The 11,874-nt window shown below is 62.8% G+C and carries 10 protein-coding genes; 6 read left to right on the forward strand and 4 right to left on the reverse strand.

The annotated features are described in order from the left end of the window. Nucleotides 1-11: 11 nt before the first annotated feature. From NN5_RS05400 to NN5_RS05415, 4 genes are all read left to right on the forward strand, one after another. A complete protein-coding gene (locus NN5_RS05400; protein WP_157081022.1) occupies nt 12-1,202 on the forward strand; it encodes a glycosyltransferase family 87 protein in 1,191 nt (396 codons plus the stop codon). Between the two features lie 23 nt (nt 1,203-1,225). After that, a complete protein-coding gene (locus tag NN5_RS05405; protein ID WP_157081023.1) occupies nt 1,226-2,620 on the forward strand; it encodes a DUF8728 domain-containing protein in 1,395 nt (464 codons plus the stop codon). Between the two features lie 4 nt (nt 2,621-2,624). Further along, nucleotides 2,625-3,008, forward strand: coding sequence for a ribonuclease HI (locus NN5_RS05410; protein WP_084384747.1), 384 nt, complete (start codon nt 2,625-2,627; stop codon nt 3,006-3,008). Between the two features lie 151 nt (nt 3,009-3,159). Continuing rightward, nucleotides 3,160-4,410 carry a flavin-dependent oxidoreductase gene (locus tag NN5_RS05415; protein ID WP_217998600.1) on the forward strand — a complete coding sequence of 417 codons (1,251 nt, stop codon included), beginning with the start codon at nt 3,160-3,162 and terminating at the stop codon, nt 4,408-4,410. Between the two features lie 12 nt (nt 4,411-4,422). On the opposite strand, the gene maiA is transcribed toward NN5_RS05415, so the two are convergent. The 3 genes from maiA to NN5_RS05430 are packed head-to-tail and all read right to left on the reverse strand — an operon-like array spanning nt 4,423 to nt 6,772. Next, nucleotides 4,423-5,070 carry a maleylacetoacetate isomerase gene (gene maiA, locus NN5_RS05420; RefSeq protein WP_067732997.1) on the reverse strand — a complete coding sequence of 216 codons (648 nt, stop codon included), beginning with the start codon at nt 5,068-5,070 and terminating at the stop codon, nt 4,423-4,425. Beyond that, nucleotides 5,067-5,432, reverse strand: coding sequence for an NIPSNAP family protein (locus NN5_RS05425; RefSeq protein ID WP_067732998.1), 366 nt, complete (start codon nt 5,430-5,432; stop codon nt 5,067-5,069). The genes maiA and NN5_RS05425 overlap by 4 nt, the downstream gene beginning before the upstream one ends. After that, nucleotides 5,432-6,772: an amidase gene (locus NN5_RS05430; RefSeq protein WP_067732999.1), complete on the reverse strand. Its 1,341-nt coding sequence runs from the start codon at nt 6,770-6,772 to the stop codon at nt 5,432-5,434. Before NN5_RS05430 ends, NN5_RS05425 begins: the two co-directional genes overlap by 1 nt. Nucleotides 6,773-6,818: 46 nt before the next feature. On the opposite strand from NN5_RS05430, the gene NN5_RS05435 reads away from it, so the two are divergent. Together NN5_RS05435 and NN5_RS05440 are read left to right on the forward strand one after the other, a co-directional pair. After that, nucleotides 6,819-7,460, forward strand: coding sequence for a MarR family winged helix-turn-helix transcriptional regulator (locus NN5_RS05435; RefSeq protein ID WP_217998602.1), 642 nt, complete (start codon nt 6,819-6,821; stop codon nt 7,458-7,460). A gap of 2 nt (nt 7,461-7,462) precedes the next feature. Then, on the forward strand, nt 7,463-8,890 hold the full coding sequence (locus NN5_RS05440) for a hypothetical protein (RefSeq protein ID WP_067733000.1): 1,428 nt from the start codon (nt 7,463-7,465) through the stop codon (nt 8,888-8,890). A 424-nt stretch (nt 8,891-9,314) separates the two neighbouring features. Here NN5_RS05440 and NN5_RS05445 read toward each other — a convergent pair whose 3' ends face one another. Next, nucleotides 9,315-11,741 carry a TonB-dependent receptor plug domain-containing protein gene (locus NN5_RS05445; RefSeq protein ID WP_217998604.1) on the reverse strand — a complete coding sequence of 809 codons (2,427 nt, stop codon included), beginning with the start codon at nt 11,739-11,741 and terminating at the stop codon, nt 9,315-9,317. Nucleotides 11,742-11,874: the final 133 nt, after the last annotated feature.

Consider the following 11,874-nt stretch of genomic DNA (forward strand, 5'->3'; position numbering starts at 1 on the left):
TGCTCTTTGCGGTGATCGCTGCGAGCCTTGTGCTCGTGCTGGTATCCGCCTTGCGCTTTCAGGCGCCGGAACTGCTGGCCCAGCACAAGGTTCTCACCGACTTCGACGCTTTCCACATTGCCGGCCGCATGGCCGCCGAGGGGCGGGCAGGCGAAACCTATCACATGCGCGAGATGCTCGCAGCGCAGCAGCAGGCCTCGGGCGTCCGGGGTTTCATGCCCTGGACTTATCCGCCGCCGTTCACTCTCATGATGCAGGGACTGGCCAGCCTGCCCGTCGGCGTGGCCTTTGCCCTGTTCACGCTCACGAGCTTCGCTTTCTATCTGTGGGTGCTGCGCCGGATCGCGGGCGAGGCCTTCCTGGCAGTGGTTGTCGCCGTCATGCCCGCGGTCATCCTCAACCTGCGGACCGGGCAGAACGGCTTCCTCATCGCCGGGTTGATCGGTGCCTTTCTGCTGGCTTTCCGCCATAACCGGACAGTCGCCGGGCTGCCGCTCGGGCTGATGATCATCAAGCCGCATCTGGCCGCCGGCGTGGGCCTTGTTACACTGCTGCAGCGGCGCTGGCCGGTGCTGTTCGTAGCAGGGGCAGTGGCCCTTTTGCTCCTGGGCCTCTCCACCTGGGCCTATGGCACCGGCATCTGGCTGGATTTCCGCAACGGCGTGGAAGAGGCCAGCGGATTTCTCGCCAATGGCGATTACCTCTTGTTCCGCATGAGCTCGCTTTACGCGTCTGCCTATACGTTCGGATTCGGTGCGGCGGGAGCGATGGTGCTGCAAGTGATCGGCGCCCTTGCCTCGCTCGGGCTGTTGGGCTGGGCCTGCCTGCGCGGGATAGCCTTTCACCATCTTGCAGCGCTCACTTGCGCGGCGTCCTTGTTCGTCAGCCCTTATGGCTACGACTACGACCTGACGATTCTGGGTATCGCGCTGGCTTTCGTCATCCCCGACCTGCTGGAACGGTGCAGCGGACGGGACGTGCTATCGCTGCTCCTGCCGAGCTGGTTCGTGTGCGGGTTCGGTCTGGGCTGGACCACGATCATGACCGTGGACACCAGCACGAGTATCGGTGCTGAAAACGCCGGAGTGGCCCTGATCGCTCCTGCGCTGGTGTTCCTGTGCTGGCGCACGGCCTCGCTCTTGCACCGTCACAGCGGTGTTCGCACAGAAGCAGGGGAAGGCCTTTCGGCCAGCCTCGCCTGATGCAGGGGTCTGTTGCCACGCCGATGACCACGCCGCGTCAAGGCGGCCGGATTGCGGACCGGGCCATTCCCGCGCCCGTGCGGTACGCGGCCTATTCCGTGGCCGTGGCGATGCTGGCCGTGGGCTGGAGGGGCGATTTCCCCCTCGATGATGCCTATATCACCATGCACAATGCCCGCGCCTTGTTGCAGGGCTGGGATGCGACTTACGCCGTATCGCCCCTCATCGGTGCTACCAGTCTGGCCCATCTGGCGCTGATGGCAGGCCTGGGGCTGGTCATGCCCTTGCCTTATGCCGCCATGACCATCTGCCTCGCCGCCGCCCTGGCCTATGCCGTAGGGCTCGATCTGCTGGTGCAGCGCGCAGGCGCAAGAGGCTGGCAGGTTCCGGTTCTCACGCTGACCGGTCTGTTGGCCGGAACCCTGCCAACCCTGATGGCAAATGGGCTCGAAACCGGGCTGGCCTGCGCGACGGTGACTTGGCTGCTCCTGCTCGATCGCCGCTTGCCCTTGCTGGCCGGGATTGCGCCTTTTGTAAGGCCTGAGCTGGCCATTCTGGCCGGCCTTGCCATGCTGCAGACACTGCGGGATGCGAGCCATGCCCGGCGTGTGCAAGCCATCGCATGGGCACTGGCCGGGGCGTTGCCGTTCGCGGCCTGGAGCTATTTCGCAACCGGACATATTCTGCCTGGGACGATGGCCGCCAAGCTCGCATTTTTCCGCGAGGCAGACTGGTCCATTGCCCAACGCGTCCTTGCCCTCGGCGGCGGGCTGGTGAATTCAGGCCTTATCGTTCTGCTTCCGGGGCTGGCCGGCCTTCGGGACTGGCGGGCCTGGGGCTTTCTGACCCCAGTTGTCCTCTTTCTCTTGCTGCTGCTTCCCGGTGCCTTCACCTGGAATGCGGCGCGCTATCTGGGACCGCTGGTGCCGGTTTTCATTCTGGGATACGCGCAGGCGAACAGAGCGCGTGTCATGTCCATTCTGATCGCATTTGTGGGCTTGAGCGCGGCCTTCGGTCTGCCTGGCCGCATGGCCGATCTAGACAGGGACCGCGCTTGGTATGGAGCTCAAGTCACAGCCATGCGCGCCAGCCTCACTCCGCTCCCACCCGGGTCCCGGATCCTCATCCACGATGCCGGCATGGCCGCATGGGCGGCACCGCAGATGCGCCTGATCGATGTTGTAGGGCTCAAAACGCCATCCAGCATCGCGGCGCATCAGGCGGCAACGCGCGACGCCTGTCACTGGGGCAGAGCGCTGGACCGGATCGCACGTGCCAATCGCGCGCAATATGCACTGGTCCTGGAGCGGCCCTTCTGGAACTGTGTGCGGTCGAACCTTTCCGGTCTCGGATGGACGTTCTCGCCTTTGCCGTCCCACGGCAGCGCGTATCATCTCTACGCGATAACGAAGCCCTGAAGCCATGGCGCGCCGAAGAGTGAAAGTCTTCTTCGATGGCGGTTGTCGCCCCAACCCGGGCCGGATGGAGGCCGCCATCGTAGTGCGCGGCGTCGTGCATCTGTTCGACGATCTCGGCATCGGAACAAACACCGACGCCGAGTGGCTGGCCCTGATCCTGGCACTGGAAGTGTCGCAGGCGTCCGGCCTGAGCGAGGTCGAGTTGATCGGCGATTCGCGCGAAGTGATAACGCAAGCCAATGCCGCTCTGGCCAATCACCGCACCGAACACCGTCATGCAGCCCGGTTCCTGACCCTGGCCGCCAAGGCCCCACCCGCCCGAATCCGCTGGATCAAGCGCGAACAGAACCTGGCCGGCATCGCCCTCGATGCCCGGCACTCACGGTAGCCCGCGCCTTCTCCCATCCGCATGTCGGCAATCCTTTCGCTGTCTCACATTCATTATCCCCTCTCTCTGCAATTTAATCAGTATACATCTTATATTGACTCTGCAGATCGACCAGTTATCCCTATCCGGGAAACGCGAACGGAGCACGGGCTTGGGCACGGACGAAGTCATCATTATCGGCGCCGGAATTGGTGGGTTGAGCCTGGCGCTCATGCTCCACGAGCGCGGTATAAAAAGCACGATTTTCGAAGCTGCACCGCAGCTTTCCCCTCTCGGAGTGGGTATCAGCGTTCTCCCCCACGCCAGTGCGCAGCTATGCGAACTTGGCTTGCGCGAAGCGCTGGAGCGCACGGCGATTACGGCCCGCAATTCCTGTTTCTACACGCGCTTCGGTCAGCTGGTTCATACCGAGGCCGTGGGCCTCTCGGCCGGCTATGACGTCCCCCAGTTCCAGATCCACCGCGGTGATCTGCAGCAGATCCTGGCAAGCGCTCTCGTAGCGCGCACCGGCACCCGGACAATCGTCACAGGCCATCGCTGCACAGGTTTTGAGCAGCGCGGGGACAAGGTCCTCGTTCACTTCGTGGACGCTACAGGAACTCCTTTGCCAAGTGTGATCGGTTCCGCGCTGGTCGGGGCAGACGGCATCCATTCCGCCATCCGCAGCCTTCTGCATCCCGATGATGGCCCGCCGATCTATTCAGGCGTCAACATGTGGCGCGGCGTCACGCGCTGGAAGCCCTATCTTGATGGTGCAAGCTACGTCAGGGCCGGTTGGCTTAGCCATGGGAAAATGGTCATCTACCCCATTCGGGACAATATCGACGGACAAGGCACACAACTGATAAACTGGGTCGCCGAAATCGAAACACCGGACCACACGCGCCAGGACTGGAACCGCCGAGGCCGCCTCGACGACTTCATCCACGCGTTCGAGGACTGGCATTTCGACTTCCTGGATGTGCCTGCGATGATCCGCGCGGCCGACACGATCCTCGAATATCCCATGGTCGATAAAGATCCCCTGCCATGGTGGTCCAAAGGCACGGTGACACTGCTCGGAGATGCCGCCCATCCCATGTATCCGCGCGGTTCCAACGGCGCGGGCCAGGCCATTCTCGATGCGCGGGCGCTGGCCGACGCGCTCGCGGCTGGCAGCGGGAAGATCGAGGCGGCTCTTCAGGAATACGCGGACCAGCGCCTTCCTGCGACATCCCGGGTTGTGCAAACCAACCGCACCACCCCGCCCGACGTAATCCTGAAAGTCGTGCATGAACGCTCGGGCGACCGCCCTTTCGAGCGTATAGAGGATGTTATCGACCCTGCCGAACTGGCCGCGATCAGCAACAGCTACAAAGCCGTGGCTGGCTACGCCCGCGATCAGGTCCGCTCGGCCACCTGAAGATCGAGGCCCTCAAAAAGCGTCGGCCTGCCGTCCTGGAGCCGCCGGGGCGAGCACATCGAGCGCCTCGACCCGCTCGGCGATGCCGCATGAAAGCGGAAAGGGCGAGAGATCACAGGCGAAGCGGCGAGCATTGGCGACCTGCGGGACAAGACACAGGTCGGCGATCGTAAGCTTGTCGCCGAGACAATAGCGTCCATGGCGGCACTCACACGACAGCATGGCCTCGAAGCTGGCCATGCCCGTCGCAATCCAGTGCTCGTACCATCGCTGCACCCCGCCATCATCAATCCCGAAATCCTGGCGCAGCAAGGTGAGGACCCGCACGTTGTTGAGCGGATGAATGTCACAGGCGATGACCTGCGACAGGGCACGAACATAGGCTCGCTCCACCAGATCGGCAGGTAAAAGCGGAGGCTCGGGATAGCGCTCCTCAAGGTACTCCAGGATTGCCAGAGATTGCGTGAACGCACGCCCTTCCTCGCGAAGGACGGGAACAAGCCCCTGCGGATTGATCGCAAGGAATGCCTCCGTGCGATGCGCTCCACCGGGAAGGCTGATAAAGCGCGGCGAATAGTCCAGCCCCTTTGCGGCGAGCGCAAGACGCAGCCGATAGGACGTAGAGCTTCGAAAGAAGCCATAGACTTCGCGCGCGGTCATTCGGGCTGGTTGAGAATATGGTCCGGCGTGGACGAGACGACCTCGGCATAAGTGGGCACGAAACGCCGTCCCTCGATCAGGCTTATGAAGGCAGGCCGGATCTCCTCGGCAAGGATCGCGCGGATCCTTGCATGTTCCTTGATGTCCGACCATTCGGCGATCAGGAAAAAGCGCTGCGGGTCCGTGGTATCACGGCACAGGACACCATCCTTCACCTGGGCGGCTGACTTGTGCATCGGGTTCCCGTCCGAATAGTCGAACTCGTCGAACAGGGCGATGAACTCCTCCTCGCGGCCGGGCTCGACGCGAAAATCGTAGATGTGGAGATAATTTCCCTTTGTCGCGAGCGGTTCCATTGCCATCAATGGTCTTCCTTGTTCGGCCAGGATTTCAAAGTCAGAAGCGGACGGACGATTTCCCACGCCCTGGCAGCCTCAAGCAGACGGTGCTCCCCCCACCAGGGCGCCACGAGTTGCAGCCCCATGGGCACGCCATTGCGGTCGAGACCCGACGGCAGCGTGATGGCCGGGTGGCCGGAGAGATTGAAAAGCGAGAGATACGGCAACCATGCTTCTCGTAACGGCCCCACACTGCGACCGCCGATTTCGAGCGGCGCATCGACCGGATGATCGGCGGCGACCGCCGCCGCCGCCGCACAAGGGGTAAGGATGAAATCATACCCCGCTGCAAAAACGTGCTGCACGGCGCGGAAAACCGCAGTTCGTCCGGCAAGGGCAGCATTGAACGCAAGCGCTGATGCCCCCTGCCCCCGGGCAGCGCCGGCCCGGAATGTCAGAGACAAACGCTCCTCCCGTCGCTTCGGCACGGCAGCCGCTCGCGCGGCCCAGGACACTTCCTGAAGCACCGCCCAGTGCCGCGTCGGATTCGCCAGCGGATATTCCAGCAGTTCCACCTGCGCACCTGCATCCGCAAGCAGCTTTGCCGCATCGACGATCTGACATGCGACATCGTCATCGAGGACGTCATTGCCTGCAAATCGCCAAAGCGCGATCCGCCGCCCGGCAAAGGCATCGGCAGGCCCTCCCGGAATCGAGGCTTGCAGGTCGGGTTGCGAAAGACTTTGCGGATCGCGCTGGTGCGGCCCCGCCACTGCCGCGAGGCCGCGCGCGAGCAAGTCGGCATCGCGCGCCAGAAGTCCCAGATGGACAATGCTGGCAAACCCTTCCGGCACCTTTTCATGCGGGATGCGGCCGGACGTGGCCTTCAGGCCGAAGACGCCGGTCAAGGCCGCCGGCAGACGCGTCGAACATCCTGCATCGGTAGCAAGGGCCAGCGGCGTAGCGCCGGTGATGACCGCCACCCCCGCACCGCTTGACGAGCCCCCGCAAGTCATATGCGGGTTCCACGGGTTAAGCGTCATGCCGGTCAAGGGCGAAAAGCCAAGCGGACTGTGCGCGAACTCCGTTGTCGTGGTCTTTGCCACGATGCTCGCGCCGGCCCGCCGCAACCGTGCGACTGCCTCCATGTCGCGATCCGCGGGCGCGGCATCTTCCATAGCCAACGAGCCCCAGTGCGTCGGAGTTCCGGCGACATCGAGAATATCTTTCACGGACACGGCAACCCCGGCCAGCGCGCCCTCTTGCCCAGGCGCATCGGGCAGCCCCGCCAGGATCGCGCTGAACGGGTTCCAAGCGGATTGTACAACCTCGATGTTGGCCGCGACGGCGGCGGTTGCCTGCATTTCGAGCCCCTTGTGATAAAAAAGGGGTATACTGATCGATAATACTGTGTTCAACCCTCCAAACAGCGAATCGACATACGATCAGATCAAGGATTTGAGGGGCATGGCAAAAACTGATCGGGTGGAGCCGTCACGCCGCGACGCGGGCGAGGAACAAGGTTCCTTGCGCCAGTTGATGGAGGAATTGCCGCTGTGGAAGCGGCCGGGCTACCTCATCCGCAGAGTCCATCAGCTGCACTATGCCCTGTTCTTCGAGGAAGTCGGCGAATCCGACATTACCCCTGTCCAGTATGGACTGATGACCATCCTTTCGACCAACCCCGACATCGACCAGATCGCCATCGCGACCAAGCTTGGAATCGATCGCACCAATGTTGCCGATGTGCTGCGCCGGCTGGAACGGGCCGGTCTGGTCGAACGCCGCCAAAGTGAAGTCGACCGACGGGCCAAACTCGTGCGCCTGACCCAGGCCGGGCGTGAAATGCTGAGCCGGCATTATCCCGACATGACGCGTGCGCAGGCGCGACTGCTGGCCTGCCTTGATGCCAAGCAGCGCGATGCCTTCCTGGATGCGCTGGTCACCATCATCGAAGCGAACAATCAGTTCGGCCGCTCCAGCCTGACAAACGAGGCTGGTGGAACCGAGACAAAGATTTCGAAAGGTCGCAAGAAGCGCAGTACGGAGTAATCATGCCGATCACCCCGGCCCACTGGGTCTTTCTCTTCACCGTCGCCACCATCGTTTTCGTGATGGTGGCGCGCCGTAATGTCGCGATCGTCGCCATCGCGGGCACCGTGGCACTGGCCTTCATGTCCCCCAATGCCGGCACGACGATGCCGGACCGGATGATTTTCGCCACACAGAGCCTGTTCCGCTCGATCCTGATGGCAGGCATCGGCCTGTTCGACATCATGCTGCTGGTAGCCCTCATGCTGGCCATGCTGAAGGCAATGAGCAAGGAGGGCGCGGACGAACTCATGATCGTTCCGGTCCGCCGGCTCATCGTCGGCCCCCGATCCGCCTTCATAACGCTGGCCTGCACGACTTTCGTCTGCGGCATTTTCTTCTGGCCTTCGCCTGCAACGGCACTGGTCGGAACGGTTCTCGTGCCGGTCGCCATCCGCGCGAGGCTGCCTGCGGTCGGCGCAGTGGCGGCAATCAATATCGCGGGTCACGGGATGGCCTTGTCTTCCGACCCCGTGATCCAGGCAGCGACGCGCATTTCTGCAAGTGCCGCGCACGTTTCACCGGGCCTCGTCCTTTTCTATACGGTATTGTTCGCCGGCGTGGTCGGCATCATCGCGCTTACCGTCTTTGGCCTTCTCCTTGGGCGTGACATGCGACGCGGCACTGTCGTGGCAAGCCCCTCGGCCTTGCCGCACGGCCAGCCGGAAGGTCGCACCGAATTCGGTCCCCATGCCCGCTTTCTGGCCATTCTGACCCCGGCGGTCCTGTTTGGAATGGGCGCCCTCATCATCTCACGCGCCCTGTTTGATCCGGCGCACGCGATCTATGGTGGCGATGCGACGGCACTTCTTGGCGGCTGCGCCGTCTGCATTCTCATCATCGCCTGCGTGGTCCACGACGGCCATCACGCGCTGGAACAGATCATTGTCCATCTGCGCGAGGGGTTTGCTTTCGCGGTCAAGGTCTTTGCTCCCGTCCTGCCCATCGTCGCCTTCTTCTTTCTCGGAGATCCGGACCATGCCGCACAGGTTCTGGGGCCGGGCACTCCGGGCTTTCTGCTCGACCTGGGCCGTGCGGCCAGCGCCTATCTGGGGCCAAACAATCCCGTCCTGCCCTTCGGCGTCATGGTCGTCGGAATTCTCTCGGGCATCGACGGCTTCGGCTTCTCCGGCTTGCCGTTGACCGGCAGCATTGCAGGCGCTGTCGCCAGCTCGGTTCCTGCAAATGCCGCAATTCTCGCCAGCATAGGCCAGATCGGCAGCGTCTGGGTCGGCGGCGGCACCATTGTGCCCTGGTCCGGCGTCTGCGTGGCCGCCGCGATGGCCGACGTAAATCCTGACGAACTGGCCCGGCGGAATTTCCTTCCCGTGGCCCTGGGCTTCCTCGCCGCAGCCACGCTCGCACTGTTCCTGATTTACGCGAACACCTGAAGACCTCCGGTCCACGACTTCTTTGGGAACAAAGCCCCGGCGCGCATCCCACGCGCCGGGGCTTTGCCGTTCCGGGGCCACCCAGGCTCCTTCAGGTCCGTGAATCCGCGTCATTCTGACGCCAGTGCACACCGTGGCGGACGCATTTCGAGGGCCTGTTCAACCCTCCGGCCCCCACTACAGAACCGCCTCGCCCCGGCGGCGACGTGCCTCGCATCCAGCGAGGGGGGCTCCTGCACTCAACGCCACTACCCACAAGCGCGATCATGCGAGCGCTCGCATCCCTCGATCACGCACGCCCAGCCCGCATAAGCGACAGAGCCCAGCCGGGAACAATTGGCGGGGCGCGGGAAAACGCACAAAAAAAGGCCGGTCTGCCCAGGAGTACAGGGCAGACCGGCCATCTCGCAGGTTGGGTAAATCGTTAGAAGGTGATCCCGGCCCGAAGGTAATAGGTGCCACCCGCAAGCCCCATCGGCGACGTCGTCGGGTACTTCGACCCCAGGATGCCGCGATAGGGGTTCAGATCGGGGCGATTGTCGAAGATGTCGGTCGCACCGATCGCGATGTCGAGGTTCTCCAGCGGCTTGAAGCCCACTTCGGCGTCGAACGTGATCTCCGAGCCCGGATCGAAGCGTAGCCCAAGCGAGTTGACGTGCAGCTCGGTGTACTTGCCGTAGTAATTCATACGGACAAGGCCGTGCCAACGCTCGCTGGTGTGCGTTATCGTGGCATTGCCACGCCAGCGCGGCAGCATCTTCTCAAGCTGGATCACCCGTCCTTCGTCCAGCAATTCGTTGGGATCGGTGGGATCGTAGGACGTCACTTCGTTCTTCGTGTAGTTCATCGCGGCGCTGAACGCCGTCTGCCCGGCAGGAATGAAGTTCAGCGGGACCGTCGCAACGACATCGACGCCCTGGGTGGTCGAGGAGAAGTCGTTGGTGAAGAACTTGAACGTGCCGATCTGACTGGCGAAGGCATAGCCTTGGGCAATCAGTTCCGCGCGCTGCGTGTCGGTCAGCGAATAGCTTTGCGACTGCGTCAGGCGGTTCTTCATCTTGATGTTGAAGTAGTCGATCGTGACATTCAGCCAGGGCTTGTCAAAAACAAGACCCGCACTGAAGCTCTTCGAAGTCTCCGGCTTCAGTTTCTGGCCACCTACGGCCAGCGCGATAGGATTGTCGGCCGGAATAATGCCGGTCTGGACGAGCGTGCCATCGGCGGTCAGCTGCTGACCAAGGCCGGTGTAAGCCTGCTGGCCAGGGCTGGGTGCATGGAAACCGGTCGCATAAGTCGAGCGGATACCCAGGCTGTCGGTCACATGGAACAGACCCGAAATCTTGTACGTGACCTTGTCGCCGAAGTCGCTGAAACTCTCGTAACGGGCAGCAAGACCGAGATCGAGCTGCTCGATCGGATTCGTCTCAAGGTCCAGATAGAACGACCAGTTGTCGCGCGAACGGCTGCCGGCGATGTACGGGGAATAGCCCGCATAGGCATCTTCGCCGACAGTGAAGCCCTGGCCAGCCAGGACGCCGGCTTCATAGGATGCCGGTTCGCCAGCCTTGACCGTGAACTTTTCCCGGTGCCACTCGACGCCTGCGGCAATGTTCAAAGGCGTTGCGAAGCCCACCTCCAGAGGATAGCTGAGGTCGAGATTGGCAACCTGTTCCTGCTGGATGCGTGAACCGTTGTAGAACTCGGTCGGACTGTCGCTTCCGAGGCTCGGGTTGACCGAGTTGTGCACGTAGATCGACATCTCGTAACGGCTGGCGCCGACACTGAGGTCGTACTTGAGGTCCGGAAGCAGTTCGCCGCGCAGGCCCACTGTTCCGAATACGGTTTTCACCTTGTTGATGAAGTAGGGACTGTAGCCACCGGGATAGAGGCTGGTCATGGTGAAACAGTTCGGGGTTGCGGCGACTGCAGCCAGCCGTGCCGCAGCATCGGCGGAACCGACAGGAATGGCGTCGGCACCGGTGCCCGGACAAGCAACGCCATCATCCGGCGTCATGTCGCCCACGAGGTAATTGCCGGCACCATCGGTGAAAACACCGTCCCGGTCCGTCGGGTTGCGATAGAAGAAATCCACACTCGTCGTGCGGCTGTTATAGCCGCCAAACGTGTAGAGTTCGCCGATGCCGATATCGACGGCGCCGTTCAGGAACAGCTTGATGTTGTCGCGCACCTGCGGCGTACCGAAGCGGGTCGCCGGATCAGGCACATCGGTGTAACCCGCGGCCTGCAAGGCGGCCGCATCGTCGCGCTGAACGGCGCGGACGGCACGATCCGCGCTGCTGTATTCTCCGCTGAGCCGCAGGAAGCCGGAATCGCCCAGCGGCACACCATAGGTTCCGGCAATCTGGTAAGTATCGCCATCACCTTCATATGTGCTGCTGAATTGCGACTGGATCAGCCCGCCCGAGGGAGCGTCATTCATGATGAAATTGACGACACCCGCAATGGCATCGGCACCATATTGCGCCGCCGCGCCATCGCGCAGCACCTGCACCTGCTTCAGCGCGATCGAAGGAAGTACCGAAATATCAGGGCTCTGCGAGCCGTCCGAGAGACCACCGGAGAAGCTGGGAATATCGGACGACCGGTTGAAACGCTTGCCATTCACCAGGACGAGCGTGTGGTCAGGCGACAGGCCGCGCAGTGTAACCGGCCTGATACCCGCCGAAGTGCCGCTGATCGGGTTGTCGTTGACGTTGAGCGACGGCACCACGAGGCGCAGCTGGTTTGAAACATCGGGGCTCGGCTGCTGGCTGAGTTCCGCAGCACTGACGATATCGACCGGAGCGGGCACGTCGGACGGCGAACGGGCCGCACGGCGCGATCCGGTCACGACAATGGGCGAGCCCGCATCGGCCGTCCCTGCGTCGGAGCTGGCGGAGGTTGACGCTTCAGATGCGTCCCCGGCGAAGGCCGGCGCGGGCGCCAGCACGGTCGCCACCCCCAGGACGAGTGGGGATGCTGTA

Source organism: Novosphingobium naphthalenivorans NBRC 102051 (assembly GCF_001590985.1).
Lineage (GTDB): Bacteria > Pseudomonadota > Alphaproteobacteria > Sphingomonadales > Sphingomonadaceae > Novosphingobium > Novosphingobium naphthalenivorans.

Coding starts and splice junctions, on each gene's coding strand:
- NN5_RS05405 (WP_157081023.1), top strand. CDS start 1,226: ATGACCACGCCGCGTCAAGGCGGCCGGATTGCGGACCGGGCCATTCCC.
- NN5_RS05410 (WP_084384747.1), top strand. CDS start 2,625: ATGGCGCGCCGAAGAGTGAAAGTCTTCTTCGATGGCGGTTGTCGCCCC.
- maiA (WP_067732997.1), bottom strand. CDS start 5,070: ATGACCGCGCGCGAAGTCTATGGCTTCTTTCGAAGCTCTACGTCCTAT.
- NN5_RS05425 (WP_067732998.1), bottom strand. CDS start 5,432: ATGGCAATGGAACCGCTCGCGACAAAGGGAAATTATCTCCACATCTAC.
- NN5_RS05430 (WP_067732999.1), bottom strand. CDS start 6,772: ATGCAGGCAACCGCCGCCGTCGCGGCCAACATCGAGGTTGTACAATCC.
- NN5_RS05440 (WP_067733000.1), top strand. CDS start 7,463: ATGCCGATCACCCCGGCCCACTGGGTCTTTCTCTTCACCGTCGCCACC.